At 32.5% G+C, this 17,864-nt stretch carries 18 protein-coding genes; 8 read left to right on the top strand and 10 right to left on the bottom strand.

Features of this window, described 5'->3' with window-relative positions:
* Positions 1-43 precede the first annotated feature (43 nt).
* The 5 genes from D1815_RS15485 (at position 44) to D1815_RS15465 (ending at position 3,364) form a co-directional block, all read left to right on the top strand.
* The gene (locus tag D1815_RS15485) at positions 44-472 is read left to right on the top strand and encodes a RimK/LysX family protein (protein WP_027394723.1); all 429 of its coding nucleotides are present in this window, start codon (positions 44-46) and stop codon (positions 470-472) included.
* Positions 472-1,344, top strand: a complete 873-nt coding sequence (gene rimK, locus D1815_RS15480) for a 30S ribosomal protein S6--L-glutamate ligase (RefSeq protein WP_027394724.1) — start codon at positions 472-474, stop codon at positions 1,342-1,344. Before D1815_RS15485 ends, rimK begins: the two co-directional genes overlap by 1 nt.
* Before the next feature lie 6 nt (positions 1,345-1,350).
* A complete protein-coding gene (locus tag D1815_RS15475) occupies positions 1,351-2,328 on the top strand; it encodes a succinylglutamate desuccinylase/aspartoacylase family protein (RefSeq protein ID WP_118388053.1) in 978 nt (325 codons plus the stop codon).
* A 3-nt stretch (positions 2,329-2,331) separates the two neighbouring features.
* On the top strand, positions 2,332-2,901 hold the full coding sequence (locus D1815_RS15470) for a 5-formyltetrahydrofolate cyclo-ligase (RefSeq protein ID WP_118388051.1): 570 nt from the start codon (positions 2,332-2,334) through the stop codon (positions 2,899-2,901).
* Between the two features lie 61 nt (positions 2,902-2,962).
* A complete protein-coding gene (locus D1815_RS15465; protein ID WP_118388049.1) occupies positions 2,963-3,364 on the top strand; it encodes a response regulator in 402 nt (133 codons plus the stop codon).
* 3 nt (positions 3,365-3,367) lie between these two features.
* On the opposite strand, the gene D1815_RS15460 is transcribed toward D1815_RS15465, so the two are convergent.
* The 9 genes from D1815_RS15460 to D1815_RS15420 all read right to left on the bottom strand — a co-directional run bounded on the left by D1815_RS15460 (position 3,368) and on the right by D1815_RS15420 (position 14,044).
* The gene (locus tag D1815_RS15460) at positions 3,368-3,985 is read right to left on the bottom strand and encodes a lipoprotein signal peptidase (protein ID WP_118388047.1); all 618 of its coding nucleotides are present in this window, start codon (positions 3,983-3,985) and stop codon (positions 3,368-3,370) included.
* 42 nt (positions 3,986-4,027) lie between these two features.
* Positions 4,028-4,648, bottom strand: coding sequence for a hypothetical protein (locus tag D1815_RS15455; protein ID WP_035086129.1), 621 nt, complete (start codon positions 4,646-4,648; stop codon positions 4,028-4,030).
* Positions 4,649-4,739: 91 nt separating this feature from the next.
* A complete protein-coding gene (locus D1815_RS15450) occupies positions 4,740-5,453 on the bottom strand; it encodes a DUF4097 family beta strand repeat-containing protein (RefSeq protein WP_118388045.1) in 714 nt (237 codons plus the stop codon).
* Between the two features lie 32 nt (positions 5,454-5,485).
* Positions 5,486-6,244 carry a DUF4097 family beta strand repeat-containing protein gene (locus D1815_RS15445; protein WP_027394731.1) on the bottom strand — a complete coding sequence of 253 codons (759 nt, stop codon included), beginning with the start codon at positions 6,242-6,244 and terminating at the stop codon, positions 5,486-5,488.
* 32 nt (positions 6,245-6,276) lie between these two features.
* Positions 6,277-7,068, bottom strand: a complete 792-nt coding sequence (locus D1815_RS15440; RefSeq protein WP_118390030.1) for a zf-HC2 domain-containing protein — start codon at positions 7,066-7,068, stop codon at positions 6,277-6,279.
* 4 nt (positions 7,069-7,072) lie between these two features.
* Positions 7,073-7,606, bottom strand: coding sequence for an RNA polymerase sigma factor (locus D1815_RS15435; protein ID WP_051336257.1), 534 nt, complete (start codon positions 7,604-7,606; stop codon positions 7,073-7,075).
* 123 nt (positions 7,607-7,729) lie between these two features.
* A complete protein-coding gene (locus tag D1815_RS15430; protein ID WP_027394734.1) occupies positions 7,730-8,113 on the bottom strand; it encodes a TraR/DksA C4-type zinc finger protein in 384 nt (127 codons plus the stop codon).
* Between the two features lie 4 nt (positions 8,114-8,117).
* A complete protein-coding gene (gene ileS / locus D1815_RS15425; RefSeq protein WP_118388043.1) occupies positions 8,118-11,522 on the bottom strand; it encodes an isoleucine--tRNA ligase in 3,405 nt (1,134 codons plus the stop codon).
* A 164-nt stretch (positions 11,523-11,686) separates the two neighbouring features.
* Complete coding sequence (locus tag D1815_RS15420) at positions 11,687-14,044, bottom strand: TonB-dependent receptor (protein ID WP_118388041.1); 2,358 nt, start codon at positions 14,042-14,044, stop codon at positions 11,687-11,689.
* Between the two features lie 117 nt (positions 14,045-14,161).
* On the opposite strand from D1815_RS15420, the gene D1815_RS15415 reads away from it, so the two are divergent.
* The 3 genes from D1815_RS15415 to D1815_RS15405 all read left to right on the top strand — a co-directional run bounded on the left by D1815_RS15415 (position 14,162) and on the right by D1815_RS15405 (position 16,223).
* Entirely contained in the window at positions 14,162-14,797 is a 636-nt protein-coding gene (locus D1815_RS15415) for a MarR family winged helix-turn-helix transcriptional regulator (protein WP_118388039.1), read from the top strand.
* 122 nt (positions 14,798-14,919) lie between these two features.
* On the top strand, positions 14,920-15,387 hold the full coding sequence (locus D1815_RS15410; protein WP_035086132.1) for a hypothetical protein: 468 nt from the start codon (positions 14,920-14,922) through the stop codon (positions 15,385-15,387).
* 47 nt (positions 15,388-15,434) lie between these two features.
* On the top strand, positions 15,435-16,223 hold the full coding sequence (locus D1815_RS15405) for an amidohydrolase (protein WP_118388037.1): 789 nt from the start codon (positions 15,435-15,437) through the stop codon (positions 16,221-16,223).
* On the opposite strand, the gene D1815_RS15400 is transcribed toward D1815_RS15405, so the two are convergent.
* Positions 16,210-17,823, bottom strand: a complete 1,614-nt coding sequence (locus D1815_RS15400) for an Ig-like domain-containing protein (RefSeq protein WP_118388035.1) — start codon at positions 17,821-17,823, stop codon at positions 16,210-16,212. The two genes, D1815_RS15405 and D1815_RS15400, sit on opposite strands and share 14 nt — an antisense overlap.
* Positions 17,824-17,864 lie beyond the last annotated feature (41 nt).

Raw genomic sequence — 17,864 nt, 5'->3', positions numbered from 1 at the left:
TTTTTTATTACTTTAGTAATTATATTATTTCAAAGACATTTTTTTGGAAGATCATAAAAAAATAATTGGTAGGACAGATAAGGTGGACTTTCCTCTTTTGGATTTACAAGATATAGATGCAAAAATCGATACAGGAGCATATACTTCCTCTATACATTGTAAGGAAATCAAGGAGGTTGGTCAGATTCTGGAATGTCGTTTTTTAGACCCTACTCACCCCGAATATAATGGCAAAAAATTTACTTTCAAGAACTACGATATAACAGCAGTTAAGAGTAGTAATGGAAAGGTAGAAGTTAGGTATGCTATTAGAACTAAAATCACATTGTTTAATAAAACTAATTCTATAACACTTACATTGTCTTCTCGTGATGATATGCGTTTCCCATTATTAATTGGGCGTAAATTTCTTAGCGGAAAATTTTTGGTAGATCCACAGTTAGAAGATCAGTCTTATAATTTAAAATCCTAATGAATATAAAAATTCTTTCTCGCAGTGCGAGTTTGTTTTCTACTGATGCTTTGGTTCAAGCTGCAGTAAAACGTAAACACAATGTACAAGTTATAGATCCACTAAACTGTGATATTGTTATAGAGAAAAAAAAACCAGAGATCTATTATAAGGGGAAAAAGCTAGACCATGTGGATGCTGTAATTCCTAGGATAGGCTCTTCTATTACTTTTTATGGTACAGCTGTGGTAAGACAATTCGAAATGATGAATGTTTTTACTACGGTTCAATCTCAGGCATTGGTAAATTCTAGAGATAAATTAAGAAGTCTTCAGATTTTGTCAAAAGCTGGATTAGGATTACCAAAAACAGTGTTTACGAATTACTCCAAAGATGTTTCTGAGGTGATCTCACATGTAGGAGGCGCTCCGCTTATTATTAAATTATTGGAAGGAACGCAAGGATTAGGTGTGGTTTTAGCAGAAACTAAAACGGCAGCAGAATCTGTATTAGAAGCTTTTAATGGACTACAGGCCAGAGTTATTGTGCAAGAATATATTAAAGAAGCCAAAGGTGCTGATATTAGAGTGTTAGTAGTAGATGGTCAGGTGGTTGGAGCGATGAAAAGACAAGGGAAAGAAGGTGAGTTTCGATCGAATTTACATAGAGGAGGTAGTGCTAAAATTATTGAATTATCTGATGAAGAAGAGAATGCTGCTATTAAGGCTGCAAAAGCATTAAAATTAGGAGTTGCAGGCGTAGATATGCTACAGAGTGAAAGAGGTCCTTTAATTTTAGAAGTTAACTCTTCTCCAGGACTTGAAGGTATACAAACTGCAACTGGTAAGGATATTGCCAAATCAATTATTCGCTTTATAGAGAGAAGTGTGTAGATCAATATGACGAAAACAGGAGAAAAAGATGTCCTAAATATTTTAGGAGAGTATATTCCATTAGGTACAAGCAAAACGATTAATTTTAACATTGCTAATTTATATACTTCAACAAAGGTAGAAATCCCAATTATTATTGAACGGTCAAAGAAGATTGGCCCTACAATATTAATAACTGCAGGGATTCATGGAGATGAGATCAATGGGGTGGAAGTTGTACGCCAGATTATTGCTAAAAAAATAAATAAACCTGCAAAAGGAACGATTATTTGTATTCCTGTTCTTAATGTATTTGGTTTTCTCAGTATGAATCGTTTTTTTCCGGATGGGAGAGATTTAAATAGAGTGTTTCCAGGAACAAAAAGTGGATCATTAGCAAGCCGGTTTGCATATCAATTTGTAAATGAAATTTTACCAGTTGCGGATTTTTGTTTAGATTTTCATACAGGGGGTGCAAGTAGATTTAATGCTCCACATATAAGAGTAGATGGTAAAAACGAAAGGTTAGTAACATTAGCTAAAGTTTTTAATGCTCCTTTTACGCTATTATCAAAAAATTTGGATGGATCATATCGTGCTACTTGTACTAAAAAGGGAGTAGATATTTTATTGTTCGAAGGCGGAAAATCTCAGAATAGTAATAGAGATATTGCAAAAGAAGGTGCTCTAGGGGTGATGCGAATACTTAGATATTTAGAAATGTTAGGAGCTTCTTTTTCAATACCTGAACCAGAACAAGACACTATTGTTGTAGAAAAGAGTTTCTGGATTAGGGCTAAATATAGTGGGTTACTTCATATTAAAATTCCTTATGGAAAACTTGTGGAAAAAGGAGAAATTCTTGCAACTATAACAGACCCTTATGGTAAAATGAGGCATGAGGTAAAGGCAACCAATCCAGGATACATAATTAATGTAAATGAGGCTCCAATAGTATATAAAGGTGATGCTATTTTTAGAATTACTACACAATTAGTTTCGTAGAAAATGAATAAAAAAGAGTTGAGGATTAAGTATAAAAACGTGAGATCATATCTTAATGAAGAAGAGATTGATGATCTTAGCATGGATATCGCCAATAATCTACTGAGTTTGCCAATTTGGGAGCAATCTTTCTATCATATTTTCTTATCTATTAAGAAGCAAAGGGAAATAAATACAGAGTTTATACTTCATATTCTTCAAGGAAAAGATAAAAATATTGTGGTGTCGAAAAGTGATTTCGAAGAAAATACTTTAGAACATATATTGCTTACTGATGGCACTATTCTTAAAACAAATCGCTATGGAATTCCAGAACCCAAGGATGGAATTCCTATTCCTGAGTCTAAAATTGATGTCGTTTTTGTTCCCCTACTAGCTTTTGATAAAAAAGGAAATCGCGTCGGGTACGGAAAAGGTTTTTACGATAAGTTTTTGTCTAATTGTAATCCGGAAACGATAAAGATTGGTCTTTCTTTTTTTTCGGTAGAAGAAGAAATTGGGGAAATTTTACTAACTGATATTAAATTAGACTATTGTGTAACTCCAGTTAAAATTTACAGTTTTAACGATTGATGAACCCTTATTAATTGGAAGAGTAGTTATATTGCAATAAGATTTTAAATATTACCCCAGCATGCCCCAGAATACTAAAAGTGTTTGCATCATAGATGATGACAATATGTACATTAATTTAGTGAGTAAAATTATCAAGTTAAAAAAATTATCGGAGAATGTTATAGTCTTTAAAAATGGTAAGGAAGCTTTAGATTTTTTTATAACATCTATTAATGATGATATGAATAATAGGATCCCTCAGGTCATATTCCTTGATCTTAATATGCCTATTATGGACGGTTGGGAGTTTCTTCAAGAGTTTGATAAAATCAAAGACAAAATAGAGGAGTCGATAGATTTATACGTGGTAAGTTCATCTATTGATAGTAGGGATATTAATAAGGCTAAATCTATTGATTTGGTATCAGATTATTTGACTAAGCCTATTAAGTTGGGTGATTTCGAAAAGATCCTGGTTTAAAACCTATGATACTCCTTCTTCTTTCTTGGGAAAAGCTCTTTTGTTAAAAATAAGTAATAAGAAAACACCAATACTAATTGCAGAATCTGCAATATTGAATACAGGATCAAAGAATGAGAAATGTTCTCCTCCCCAAAAAGGTATCCAGTCTGGTAAGATGTCATCATAAAACGTAAACTGAATCATATCTACTACTTTTCCGTAGAATACGCTTTCATATCCACCACCTTCTGGAAGAAACTGAGCAATCTGTGTAGATGTACTTTCATTAAAAATTATTCCATATAGAATCGAGTCAATAATATTTCCGAAAGCTCCTGCAAATATTAAAGCAATACAAAATGTAAGAATTCTAGAACTATTTTTACGAACAGAATCATACAACCAGTACCCAATTCCAGTTATTGCTACCAGTCTAAATAATGTAAGTATAAGCTTGCCATAATTTCCTGGAAGTTCAAAACCCCAAGCCATTCCTTTATTTTCTACAAATACAATTCGAAACCAGCTAAATACTGGCACTTCTTCATGTAATGAAAAACTAGTTTTGATATATATTTTGGAAATCTGATCAATTAGCAGAACTACGATTATAACTAAAATAGACTTCTTGAGGGACATAAATTTCTCTTATTTCATACAGTGACGGACAAAAATAGTGTTTTATTTTGTTTTGTAGACACTTATATCTCCACTTATAGATTTTAACTCAATGAGATGTTCACCAAAAATTTTTTCAGCAGAAAGAATCCCCTTTTTTGTTGATGCATTTATTGTAGCATTTTTTGTGTATATCGTAATAGATCCGTCTAAAGTATTGATTACAGCATTCCCTATAAAATCGTTCAAGAAACAATCTCCAGAATTAAGTTCTACAAACAAAGATTTGATTTTAGCGTTTAAATTTAATGATGCAAGCCTGGAAGTGATAACAACATTTAGATGTTTGGGTAATTGTATTTTAACCTTTAATACAATAACTTTATGAGCACTTAATTTATCATTGTGGTTTTCTGAAAATGGTTGGATGTCGTCGATTATAGAAAGTGAATTTTCGTTTCTTTTTGTGTTGATAAACACATTGTTTTGATATTCTCCCTCGGAAACAGCAGTTACTATGATTTTGTTTTCTGAAGTATTTGTAACTTCTATTTGAAATGTGTTATCTAGAGTTATAGAAACTTCGGTTAGATCCGTAGCATCAATACTTTTGTTAAAACTTGATTGTGATTGCATCCAATTAAACACAAACAAAAAGATTAAAAAGAAAAAAGACTTCCTCATATTTTCTAAGGTAGCCTTTTTCCTGATTTTAATTTATATTTTAAACTTGATTTTTTTAGAATAGAAGGTTAAATTTATAAAGCGTGTTTCATTATTGTTTTCTTATAAAAATGTCACCACTTACTGTTTGAAGTGCCAACTGACTTTTAGTATCTCCAAAAGTACCTGTTACCTTGCTTCCTACTATTCTGTTTTTTCCTTGATCAAATTCTAATTCTTTGTCAGAATAGATCATTCCTGTAACAGTTTCTGCTTTTAGTTTAGATTTTGCAATATGAATATCGATAGTACCGCTTATTGTCTTAAGACTTAAATCTCCCTGATATTTTTTAATATCAATATCACCACTTATGATATCAATTTCTAGTTCTCCTTGATAGTTTTCTGATGCAACACTTCCTGATATACTTTTAACTCTTAGGCTCATATCTTCTGGCAAGTATAATGTGTAATTGGCATCCATATCTAGATTATTACAAGGGCCCCAGTTATTGTTTTTGTTTGATCCTTTCTTTTTATTCCATTTTTTGAATAAATCACCATAACTTGATTCGATATCCAGGAAAGCATCAGCGTTGTTTATTTTTAGATCAAAATAGTCATCAAATTCTCCATCGTTAATACTTACTTCGGCTTTAAGGTAAACAGTGCTTTTATCCCAAGTTTTGATAACGATATCTTCGGCAAATTTAAATTCTACCCGAACTTCATTGGAAGAAGGAGTGATTTCTTTTTCTATTACTTTTTGTGCACTTACTTGAGATAAAGTGAAGCATACTGCGATTAGGTTTACTAAAATTTTCATGATTTTCTTGTTTTGATTGATGATTGACCTCTTTATTGTTTTCTTAGATATATATTACCGGTGGCTGACCTTAAGCTAATTTCTACTCCACCTTTATTAAGTTTTGTTTTTATTGTCCTTCTTGATCCTACAATTTTCATATTATTTTCTTCTTTAGGGAAGGCAAGTTCAAAGTCTGTAAAGATTTCACCCATTGTAGTTTTGAGTTCAAGGTTTGTTGCTGTATTTGAAGGAAGACTAACATCTATAGAACCTGCTGCAGATATTAAAGAGATAGGAGATTTTTGGCTAACTTTCTCAAAAACAACATTGATTTCTCCTGTCGCTGTTCTAGCTACTACAGGTCCGGTGATATCTTTAAGAGTTATCTCTCCTATATTAGTAGAAGCTTCAATTTCTGAGGAAAATCCAATTAATTTGATATCTCCGAGATTACTCCTTTCAATAGAAATGTTGACGTTTTTTGGGAGGTATATTTTTAGAGTATTACTATGCATACCTTTTAGGTTTTTTACAATCAATGTTTCACCTTCTCTTTTAGTAAAAATACCAACACCGGTATTGTCAGAACCACCCGCATATACTGCTTTGAGACCTTTTGCTTTCTCAGGTAAGCGTCGGTTTTCTCCGATTATTGTTATTTCATTCTTGTCGTGAGCAGTTATCGATAGGCTAGCGTCTGAACTAATTTTTACCTTTTTAACACCTTTTAAAGGTTGTGTATAGTTCTCTTGTGCTTTTAGTTGCCCTATAGTAATAAAAAGTACTATGGCGATTGCTATATTTTTCATCTGTTCTGTTTTAATGTTTTTTGATTGAAATTTTAAATTAAATTAGGGAGACCAATGTTTACTTGATCTTTTACATAACTTGGAGTTTCTTCATTTTGAAGTAACTTTTCCATAGAAGGAACTGCGCGTTTTTCCTGTATGGATACTAATATTTGAATTAATTCAATTTGCATGCCTGGATCTTGTTCTGTTTCCAGTGCATTTATAAATGATTTACGTACCATTTCTAAATCCGAAAATTTAGCAAGTGCTTCTGCTGCAGCTAGTCGCACATTGATATGATCATCATAAAACATTTTACTTATTAAAGCTTCTAATATGTCATTACCTGGTTTTTCGAATTCTTCAGCATAGTTTACAGCTTGCAAACGTTTACTTGCCGATTCATTTTCTATTAGAGAAATAGTAACTTCTTGTTTTAGTTGTATTTTTTCTTTTTCCAATACGGCCATTTCTTTATAAAAAGATGCATTGTTTTGTTGCTTTCCATAGAAATATGAAGAAATGATTAGCGCAATTGTTGCCGCGATTTGTAAAGCTGTTTTCCAATATTTTTTTGAAGAATTATGAAGCGATATTACTTTAGATTCTGACAATAACTTTTTTTCTTGCTCAAGCATTTTTTCAAAACCTTCTTTCAGGGTTTTATTTGGTAATTCTTGGTCAGTATTGTCTATTCCATTAAGAATGAGACGTAATTCATTTAATGATTCTTTACAGCTATTACAGTTTGTTAGATGAGCTGTAATAGTTTCGCGTTCTTGTTGATCTAAGTTGTCATCAAGATAATCGATGAATTCTTCTTCTATTTGTTTACAGTTCATAATACTATATATTTTGTAAGTAATGATCTTTTAATTTATGAATTGCACGATGTACTTTGGTTTTAACGGCTCCTGTTGTGGATCCTGTAATTTCTGCAATTTCTTGATACTTGATTCCTTGATATCGATTCATGATTACTAATTCTCTATCGTTAGGGTTTAGCTCTTTTAATGCGTTATCAAGTTGTTCTTTAATTTCTTCTTTTTCTATATGATCGGTTTCTTTTCGTTCTATTTTGTATTCGATTTCATCTAATCGCTGATCTTTATTTTTCTGATTTTGATAGTGATCAGAAAAGATATTCCTAGCAATTGTATAAATCCAAGATGAAAACTTACCTTTTTTATAAGACTTTCTGTATTTGATAGCTTTATAGAAAACCTCTTGAGTGATATCTTGGCTGACATCTTTATCTCGAGTCATTTTCAATAAAAAATTAAATATTCTTATATGGTATCGATCAAAAAGGATACTCATCATATCTAAATCATCATTAGATACTAGAATCATTAATTCTTCGTCAGTTAGATTTTTCAAGATGTTACTCTTTTTGGTTAGTCTCTATAAGTAATACCAGAATTTTTTAAAAAGGTTACATTAGGGTATAAAAAAAGTGCTTTCCGATTGAGAAAGCACTTTAAATTTACAATATTTTGATATTTATTTCTGCATATTCTTAGCTTCAATACTAAGAGTAGCGTGCGGAACTAGTTTTAACCTTTCGGGATTAATAAGCTTTCCAGTCACACGGCAGATACCATATGTTTTATTTTCTATGCGTAAAATCGCATTTTTTAAATCACGGACAAATTTTTCTTGTCTAATAGCTAATTGAGTGTTTGCTTCTTTAGACATAGTTTCACTCCCCTCTTCAAAAGCTTTGAATGTAGGTGAAGTATCATCTGTACCATTGTTACCGTCGTTTTTGTAAGCGCTCTGAAGTAATTCTAAATCCTTCTGAGCTTTTTCCATTTTTTCAACGATGATTTCCTTGAACATCGTTAAATCGGCGTCGCTATACCTTACTTTTACATCTTCTGCCATACTCTTATTGTTTTTTTATTACCAATTGGGTTGCAATGTCGTCAAACGCAATTTCTGTACCATTTATTACATCTGTTGCAAATTCAATTGTATCGGTTAAGGTTTCATTCTTGATGTATGCCTCATTAGTTGCTACAGCTTCTTGTATAGATTTGTTTTCTTTTATTACAACTTCTATACGATCAGTCACTTCTAATCCGCTATCCTTACGGATATTTTGGATTCTATTTACAAGTTCTCTTGCGATACCTTCTTTTTTAAGCTCTGGAGTTATGGTTATGTCCAGTGCTACAGTGAGAGATCCAGAATTTGCAACTAACCAACCCTCGATATCCTGAGAGCTAATTTCTACATCATCGGTACCTAATGTAATAATTTTATCATTAATTTCTATGTCAAAACTTCCAGTTTGTTCAAGAATTTTAATCGCTTCTTGGTCAAAAGATTGTATCTTATTGGCTATCAGTTTCATATCTTTTCCGAAACGTGGGCCTAAATTTTTGAAATTTGGTTTGATTTGTTTTACCAATATACCAGATGCATCATCTAATAGTTCTATTTTCTTAACATTGACTTCACTTTTAATCAGGTCAGCGATGTCATTTATCTCGGCTTTGTCCGCCTCATTTAATACAGGAATCATAATTCTCTGTAGTGGTTGACGTACCTTAATTTTTTCTTTTTGACGTAAAGAAAGTACTAAAGAACATACGGATTGCGCTTTTCTCATTTTGTGTTCCAAAACTTTATCTACGAAAGAACTATCATATTTCGGGAAATTCGATAGGTGAACACTTTCAGAAGATTCTTGAGCTGAATTAGAAACAAGATCTTTATAAAGACGATCCATAAAAAATGGTGCTACTGGAGCTCCTAATTTAGCTACGGTAACCATACATGTATATAGTGTTTGGTATGCCGATATTTTATCTTTCTGATAATCACCTTTCCAATATCTTCTTCTGCTTAAACGAACAAACCAATTACTTAAATTTTCCTGAACAAAATCAGATATCGCTCTAGAAGCCTTAGTAGGTTCGTATTCGTTGTAATATTCATCGACACTTTTTATTAGCGTGTGTAATTCACTTAGAATCCATCGATCAATCTCTGGGCGTTCAGATAATGGTATATCCGCTTCTGCATAAGAGAAATTATCAATATTTGCATACAATGTGAAAAAAGAATATGTGTTATACAAAGTACCAAAAAATTTACGGCGTACTTCAGCTATTCCTTCTAAATCAAATTTTAGATTATCCCAAGGGTTAGCATTACTAATCATATACCATCTAGTAGCGTCTGGGCCGTAAGCTTTAAGGGTTTCGAATGGGTCTACTGCATTACCAAGTCTTTTAGACATTTTTTGACCATTCTTGTCTAGTACAAGTCCATTAGATACTACATTTTTGTACGCAACATCATCAAAAATCATAGTTCCAATAGCGTGTAAGGTGTAAAACCATCCACGAGTTTGATCGACACCTTCTGCAATAAAGTCTGCTTTTCTTTCTCCAGATTCTACTTTTTCTTTATTTTCAAATGGATAGTGCCATTGTGCATATGGCATAGATCCAGAATCAAACCATACATCAATCAAATCACTTTCTCGCTTCATTGCCTTCCCTGAAGGAGAAACTAAAGTGATTTTATCAACAACATTTTTATGAAGGTCTATTTTGTCATAGTTTTCTTCACTCATGTCCCCAGTCACAAAATCTGCAAAAATATCTGCTTCCAGAACACCAGCTTCTACCGCTTTTTGCATTTCAGTTTTCAACTCTTCTACAGAGCCGATCATTATCTCTTCTTTACCATCTTCCGTTCTCCATATAGGTAAAGGGATTCCCCAGAAACGAGATCTGGATAAATTCCAGTCGTTAGCATTTGCTAACCAATTCCCAAAGCGTCCTTCTCCTGTAGCTTTTGGTTTCCAGTTGATGCCTAAATTTAATTCGTGCATGCGATCCTTAAAGTCGGTTACTTTTATGAACCAAGAATCTAATGGGTAATATAATATAGGTTTATCTGTACGCCAGCAGTTAGGATAACTGTGAACATATTTTTCTACTTTGAAAGCCTTATTTTCTATTTTTAATTTGATAGCAATTTCAACATCAACAGACTTTTCAGGAGCTTCACCATCATTGTAATATTCATTTTTTACATATTTCCCACCAAATTCACCAACATGTTTTGTGAACTTACCTTGTAAATCGACTAATGGGACTAAATTGTCGTTATCGTCTTTAACAAGCAAAGGTGGGATCTCTGGAGTCGCTTGTTTGGCGACCAAAGCATCATCCGCACCAAAAGTTGGAGCAGTATGTACAATTCCAGTACCATCCTCTGTGGTTACAAAATCCCCGGAGATAACTCTAAATGCATTTTCTGCATTATCGTTTGGTAATGCGTAGTCAAGTAATTGCTCATAACGAATTTCTACAAGATCAGCTCCTTTAAATTCTGTAAGAATATGATATGGAATTTTTTTGTCTCCTTCTTTAAAAGTATCTACTTCCTTCTCATTTTCTACTAGGATAAACTTGCCTCCAAACTGTTTTCCAACTAAATTTTTAGCAAGGATTACATTAATTGGTTCAAAAGTATATTGGTTAAATGTTTTTACTAATACATAATCAATTTTTGGACCGACAGTTAATGCCGTATTAGAAGGTAATGTCCATGGAGTTGTCGTCCAAGCCAAGAAATAAATATCCTCTGATACATCTGTTAGGAACGCAGGTAATGTTTCTTTCTTTGCTTTAAATTGAGCAACAACTGTAGTGTCGGTTACATCCTGATAGGTTCCTGGTTGATTAAGTTCGTGCGAACTTAATCCTGTTCCTGCTTTAGGAGAATATGGCTGTATCGTATAACCTTTGTATAATAATCCTTTCTTATAGATTTCGGAAAGTAACCACCATACAGTTTCCATATACTTAGACTTATAAGTAATATATGGATCTTCCATATCTACCCAATATCCTATTTTTTGAGTTAGATTATTCCAAATATCCGTATATCGCATCACGGCTTTTTTACAAGCTTGGTTATATTCTTCGACAGTAATTTTCTTGCCGATATCTTCTTTAGTGATACCTAATTCTTTCTCGACTCCTAATTCTACAGGAAGTCCATGAGTATCCCATCCAGCTTTACGCTTTACTTGAAATCCTTTTTGAGTTTTATAACGACAAAAAATATCTTTAATAGCACGAGCCATTACGTGGTGAATTCCGGGTAATCCATTCGCTGATGGTGGTCCTTCAAAAAATACAAAAGGAGTTGCATCTTCTCGCTCAGAAATACTCTTTTCGAAAATATTATTCTGTTGCCAGAATTCTAGTATATCGTCTGCCACTTTTGGCAAGTCAAGTCCTTTATATTCAGGAAACTTCGTGCTCATTTGATCGTTCTTTCTGTTAAGTCTGCGAAAATAAGGATTTTCTATAAAAAAGAAGAGCGAAACAATACATCGATATGAATTATTTCGTATCGATGTATTGTTTTTTAACACCACCTTTACTATTTGTTAAAAAAGCAGGATGTATTTATGATCTTTTTAGTCTTTTAAAAATCTATAACAATTCCAAGACTAGGTATGATTTGGCCAGTTTCTGTTTCTATCTCGGTTAAACTTCTGGGCTCTACAATAGTTCCATTTGTATTACGAGTAAGCCCAAATTGGGTAGGTTGTGGAGCTTGCTGGGCTAATATGTTTTGTGCCTCTATAAATACATTCAGGGATAAGTTTTTAAAATTCCATTTTTTATCAATTCGTAAATCAAGTTGACTAAAGACATCTAACTTTTCCTCACCTAGTCTATCATAATCTAATATAACTTCTGGATAATTGGCAAGTGTGGCATCTTGATCTGTGGGTACAAAAGGAGTTTTACCTGCAAAACGATATCGAGCACTTATTTCCCAATTTCGTTTTAGTTTATATCCTCCCGTAAATGAAACTAGATGACTACTGTCCCATACCGAGGGGAGATATACATCTCGGTTGAAACCTGTAAATTCGCTATGAAACCAGGTATATGCAAAAATTCCGTAAAAATTGTTAGAAAGCTTTTGCTGAAATTGAAGTTCTGCCCCATAGCTTCTTCCTCTGCCAACTGTAGCAACATCTTCACTTCCTAAAATTTCAAAACCTGCTCCCTTGTTGGCAAGTGACACCCCGTCTAAAACAGAAACTGGATAATCATCATAACGTTTGTAAAACCCTTCTAAAGAGATGCTTGAAGAAGGACTAAAATCGTGTTGAAGTCCTAAAACATAATGATCGCTTACTGTATATTCTACATCTTGATTTATAAGTGTATTGTCATTGTTTCTAAAGCCTAAGATGGTATATGGAGGTATTTTATAATATCTTCCTAAAGAACCATTTAGTCTCCAGTTTTCTTTAAATTGGTATGAAAAAGAGAATCTGGGAGAGAATGTGGAGAGTAAATTATCCTCTTTCGTAAAATTATCATCATCTATTCTAAAACCAAACGATAGATCTAACTTATCATTAAAAAATGATTTTGTCATATTTGCAAATAGACCATATTTAAAGAAGTCAATTTCTGTATTAAAAATATTATTATCTGTTAGATTTATTGTTTCGTTACTATAATCAGAATATTGTGCATTAAATCCTGTGGTTAATTTCCAATCACCAAAAAATTTCGTTAATTGATATCTAAGTTTTGTTTCAGATTCAGTAGCATCATTGCTAAAAATTACACCCGTTTCGTTTTCAGGATCTTCATATCGGGTAAATTTATTGATTAATGTATTGTTACTTAGGGTAGTTTCCATAAAACCAGAGCCATCTTTAAATCTATTTTTCCAGGATAACCCAATCGCATTAGTGCGTTGGTCAATAAATGGAGCTTGTTCTAACTGAGCTTGTTGTTCAGCATCAAAATCTTCAGGTGATTCGACAGAGAAGTCATCGATTGATCCTAAGCCGATAAGACTGATATCATTGTATTTATTAATCTTATGGTTTATTTTATATTGATAATCCCAATAATTAGGTCTAAAAGGAAGTCCAATCACTTCGAATAAAAATTGAAGATAACTTCGTCTTGCAGATACTAAAAATGTAGTTTTTGATTCTTCATTTTTCTTTCCTTTAAAAAGAGGCCCCTCTAGTGTTAGTGCTGCCTCACTAGCACTTATTCTAAAATTACCACTAAAATCCTTGCTGTTTCCTTTGCGTTGACTGAATTGTAATACGCCAGAAAGTGGGTTGTCATACTGAGCACCAAAGGCAGAAGTAGATAAGGTGACATTGTCTATAAAAGATACATTAATAAGCCCCACTGGACCTCCAGAGCTTCCTTGTGTGCTAAAATGATTAATATTTGGCACTTCCATTCCGTCTAGATAGTAAACAGTTTCATTTGGAGCACCACCGCGAATTATCAAATCATTACGAAAGCCACCAATGGAAGGAGAAACACCTGGAAGTGTTTGAGCAACCTGCACAACATCATTATTACTTCCTGGATATGTAGCGATTTCTACTGCTGAGAGCGTTTGAATGGAAAGCGGTGTTTCTTTTGGTCTACTAATTCTATTTATGTTGCTGATTACAACTTCATCTAAAGCTTCTGCGGACTCCTTTAAAACGAAGTTATAAGCAGGAGTTCCTTTTGATTTAACAATGATATTAAATTTTGTTTGTGTTTGAAACCCGATATAACTGATGGTTAGGTTATAGGAACCAGGAATAATGTTTTCGATGCGATAATTACCATCAAAATCTGTTTGTGTACCTTTTTCAGTACCTTCAATAAGAACAGAAGCCCCTAGAACGGGTAGGCCTGTTTGATCTACAACATTACCGGATAGTTCCCCATATACCTGAGCTCGTATCTGATTTATAAATAGTAAAGAAAGTATTAAAGCAGTATTTTTGATATTCATGACAATAGGTTTAAAATGTTTTAAAATACATTTGTTTAATTTTTTAATACAAATATTAAACAAATAGGTATTATATAATAATAATTTTACACAATTTGGTGTTAAAAAATAGTTTTAATGAAAATTTACGAATTAATTAAGCAGTTGATAGATCTAGTAGGAGAGTTTGTGAATGAGCGAAAAAGCAATGATATACATCTAAAATCCTTTGTGAATTGGATGTCTAAGCGTATGGATCAAACTAGTGCTTCGGAAAATTATACTATTACGGGGCATAGTAGAGAAGCAGAAATAGCCGCACACATTGGTAGATTAAGTAGATATTCTAATACGTATATTAAATCGGCATTAGTTGATTTGCCATTTACTACTGATATGGATTTTGCTTTTACTGCTATTCTTCATCGATCGGGAGAGATAGGAAAAACGGATTTAATAAGAAAAATGGTGTATGATAAATCTTCTGGAATGGAGGTAATTAAGAGACTTCTCAAAAATGAAATCATAGAACAATTTCCAAATCCCGATGATAAAAGAAGTAAACTTTTGCGTCTTACAAAAAAAGGAGAAGAATATGTAATTATGGCATATGGTGAAGCAAGTAAAGCTGCAAAGGTAGTAAGTGGTTGTCTTACAGAAAATGAACAGATATCATTATTGAATACTTTGAAAAAATTAGATGATTTTCATTTACCTATCTATCTGGAAGAAGAAAAGGATTTAGAAATAATTAGGGGGAAGTATTTTTTATAAAGTAAGATAAATCTAATCTTTAAAAATCTTAGTTGTAATATCCTAATGAATTAAATGTGTAAAATCTAAATCAGTATGTTTATCGTTCCAAATGAAAAGTTATTTTTGAAATCTAAATTATAATGATGGGTTTAAAACATTCAATTCTTAAAGTACAAGCTGCCTTGGGTAATGTTAGGGCTATGGAAAAATTACACGTTGATAGCCATACAGAGGATATAATCATTAAAGTTGAAGGTACGCGGTTTGCTACCTCACAATTAAATGAAATCTATATGGACATTGTGGAGTTGGCAGGTTATTATTATGTAAAGACTATTGTCTTAGGTAGTTTTCATATTAAAACTTGGAAAGGAGCTAATCTGTTAATTGGTGGAAGGGATTTTGAGTTGAATTTGGTTTCGGATATGCAGGAGATAGAGTCTGATTTTTCAAACGTATCGAATAGAAGTATTACCCAAATAGATTTTATTATTGAAGAACAGGATCTTGATAAAATCAAACCATCGAAAATAAATTCAATAACGTTAACCTCAAAAAAGAAAACTGCTCATTTTGAAAACATTGTAATTCACGATGAAGAAGAATAGTTCGTTAAATCTTTTTTGAAAAAATGTGATTTCACTATTTTTAAACTATGAATACTACCTTAAATGTTGTTTTAATCCAATCTCATTTGGCCTGGGAAAATCCCATACAAAATAGAGCTGTTTTTGAACAAAAAATAAATGCTATTGATCAGGAAGTAGATTTGATTGTTTTGCCAGAAATGTTTACTACTGGGTTCACAATGAATGTTATCGATGTTGCTGAGTCTATGAAAGGAGAAACAATCAGTTGGCTCCAGAGGTTAGCTAAAGAAAAAGAGAGTGCAATTGCAGGGAGTATTATTGTAAAGGATGGTGAAAATTATTTTAACCGTTTTTTGTTTGTAAGTTCTGATGGGACTATTCAGAAATATGATAAGCATCAATTATTTACCCTGGCTAAAGAACAAGAAGTTTTTACGGCAGGTAATGATGAGGTAATTATCACATATAAGGGTTGGAAGATTAAACCACAAGTATGTTATGACCTTAGATTCCCTGTTTGGGCCAGAAATACTTCTGGATATGATGTGTTACTTTATGTAGCAAGTTGGCCAAAGCCGCGAGTAAATGCTTGGGATGCTTTATTAAAAGCTAGGGCAATCGAAAACATGTCATATTGTATAGGTGTTAATAGGGTAGGTCTTGATGGTAAAGGATATGAATATAATGGACATTCTGCAGTCTATGATGTGTTAGGACATTCTGTTTTAGAAGAAAACCCTGTTGAAAAAGAAACTATATTATATACAACTTTAAGTAAGTCTTATATAGAGAGAGTTCGTGAAAAATTACCATTTTTAGAGGATGCAGATTCCTTTCAGATTACTCCAAAATAAAGGTTTGTTTTAACTCCCAATTAGCTCGTACTTCTATTGCTTCTGGGAAATAAACCACTTTTTCTGGCTGGATTCCTTTAAGAAAATTACCAGTATCCCATATTCCATTTTTATTGGTATCTAAGATTACTCGTAAGTTATATTTTCCAGGGTCTAAGTTATCAAAAACAGTAGTCTCTTGTTTTGCAACTATTTTTTCAGATATAAATTTTCCTTGTTCATCAGTAACTTGAATCAATACGGGATACTCCTTTACATTTTCTAATGTAAAAAATATAGTACCATAATCTGCCAATTTCTTAGTTCTGAAATTAATACTGATAGTGTCGTTTACATTTCCTATAAAATCTTTAACAGCTTCTGGTAGTAATTGAATATTATATGCATTGCTCTCTGTTCTTTCGAAAGAAAACCTCGCCTCATTATTAATTTTATCTACTTCCATAGAAAATGGAACTTCTAAGGTATCTTTATCGGTTAATTTAATTAATTTCTCATTAACGGTTTCTATAGGTGTACTAGAATAAAGCGTAAAATCTTGGTTAAAAGCTAGGTTTCCTTTAACATTACTGCTAAGCTTTATAGAATCTTTATATTGATCTTTAAATCTTGCAACAAGAGTATCTTTGAAATTTCTAGTATTGGTTACTTCAAAAAGTAAAGAATCAGCTTCAAAAAAAGGTTTGAACCAATAGTGCAATGTGTCCTTAACTTTATCCGGAAAAATTCTAGTTTCAAAGTTTTCAGGAGCTTTACTTACAAGGTTAATTTTCATAGCTTCTAATTCACCTTCATATCCAAATACAAATTCATTTTTAGAAACTTGTTTTGGCTTAAGTGCCTTAAAGTCTAAAACTTCTTTGAATAAATTTATCTTAAAGACTTTCGCGGTATCCGCAGGTAGTGAAATAATTTCATCATAGAAACCAATTTTGTCTTGCTTGGGTTGATACGTGTAATTGGTAGCTGCATCTTTTAGTGCTATCAATTTGTATGTACCTTCTTTTAGGTTTTCTAGATTAAAATTAATACTATCCAAAGTACTTGTAATATACCTTGGAACTTCGTTAAACACTAAAGAATCCGAATACTGTTCGTTTATTTCATATAATGCTACGGTCACAAAGGGATCTGCTTTTTTTTCTAAAGCATCATCAACTATTCCCTTAATACTAAGTGAATCCAAAGAATCACCGGTAGAGAATACGTATTTGAAAAAAGGATTTGGATTTCCCTCGTTATTGTCAACTATACTTTGACCAAAATTGATGCTATATGTAGTGTTTTCTAATAAAGTGTCTAAAAATTTTACTTTTAGATACTTGCTAGCACCTCCCAAAGGAGTTATTTCTGGTTTAGGGTCCATGGGAGGAGATATGATAATTTGCTTTTGAGGATCCTTTAGTTTTACATACTCATCAAAATAAATTCTAATTTCATTTTTGTTAAAATTAGTTGAGTAGTTCGGAGGAATAGCTTTCACAAACTTTGGAGGAATTTCATCCTTTTCTCCACCTGTTATAGTACCTTTTTTGGCACAACCAACGATTAACAAAAAAGAAAAAGTAGTTAGCAATAACGCGTGGGATCTTTTATACATAGCTCCGTTACAATTTTTAAAGACACAAAGAAACGACTATT

Origin of the sequence: Aquimarina sp. AD1 (genome assembly GCF_003443695.1) — a bacterium.
In the GTDB taxonomy this organism is placed as follows: Bacteria; Bacteroidota; Bacteroidia; order Flavobacteriales; family Flavobacteriaceae; genus Aquimarina; species Aquimarina latercula.
This window is presented reverse-complemented; position numbering and strand designations above follow the sequence as displayed.

What these genes read in the sequence shown, in the direction of transcription:
- D1815_RS15470 (WP_118388051.1), top strand. Translation starts at nt 2,332, where the DNA reads ATGAATAAAAAAGAGTTGAGGATTAAGTATAAAAACGTGAGATCATAT.
- D1815_RS15430 (WP_027394734.1), bottom strand. Translation starts at nt 8,113, where the DNA reads ATGGCAGAAGATGTAAAAGTAAGGTATAGCGACGCCGATTTAACGATG.
- D1815_RS15405 (WP_118388037.1), top strand. Translation starts at nt 15,435, where the DNA reads ATGAATACTACCTTAAATGTTGTTTTAATCCAATCTCATTTGGCCTGG.
- ileS (WP_118388043.1), bottom strand. Translation starts at nt 11,522, where the DNA reads ATGAGCACGAAGTTTCCTGAATATAAAGGACTTGACTTGCCAAAAGTG.
- D1815_RS15460 (WP_118388047.1), bottom strand. Translation starts at nt 3,985, where the DNA reads ATGTCCCTCAAGAAGTCTATTTTAGTTATAATCGTAGTTCTGCTAATT.
- D1815_RS15440 (WP_118390030.1), bottom strand. Translation starts at nt 7,068, where the DNA reads ATGAACTGTAAACAAATAGAAGAAGAATTCATCGATTATCTTGATGAC.
- D1815_RS15415 (WP_118388039.1), top strand. Translation starts at nt 14,162, where the DNA reads ATGAAAATTTACGAATTAATTAAGCAGTTGATAGATCTAGTAGGAGAG.
- D1815_RS15410 (WP_035086132.1), top strand. Translation starts at nt 14,920, where the DNA reads ATGATGGGTTTAAAACATTCAATTCTTAAAGTACAAGCTGCCTTGGGT.
- D1815_RS15455 (WP_035086129.1), bottom strand. Translation starts at nt 4,648, where the DNA reads ATGAGGAAGTCTTTTTTCTTTTTAATCTTTTTGTTTGTGTTTAATTGG.
- D1815_RS15465 (WP_118388049.1), top strand. Translation starts at nt 2,963, where the DNA reads ATGCCCCAGAATACTAAAAGTGTTTGCATCATAGATGATGACAATATG.
- D1815_RS15475 (WP_118388053.1), top strand. Translation starts at nt 1,351, where the DNA reads ATGACGAAAACAGGAGAAAAAGATGTCCTAAATATTTTAGGAGAGTAT.
- D1815_RS15400 (WP_118388035.1), bottom strand. Translation starts at nt 17,823, where the DNA reads ATGTATAAAAGATCCCACGCGTTATTGCTAACTACTTTTTCTTTTTTG.
- rimK (WP_027394724.1), top strand. Translation starts at nt 472, where the DNA reads ATGAATATAAAAATTCTTTCTCGCAGTGCGAGTTTGTTTTCTACTGAT.
- D1815_RS15420 (WP_118388041.1), bottom strand. Translation starts at nt 14,044, where the DNA reads ATGAATATCAAAAATACTGCTTTAATACTTTCTTTACTATTTATAAAT.
- D1815_RS15445 (WP_027394731.1), bottom strand. Translation starts at nt 6,244, where the DNA reads ATGAAAAATATAGCAATCGCCATAGTACTTTTTATTACTATAGGGCAA.
- D1815_RS15450 (WP_118388045.1), bottom strand. Translation starts at nt 5,453, where the DNA reads ATGAAAATTTTAGTAAACCTAATCGCAGTATGCTTCACTTTATCTCAA.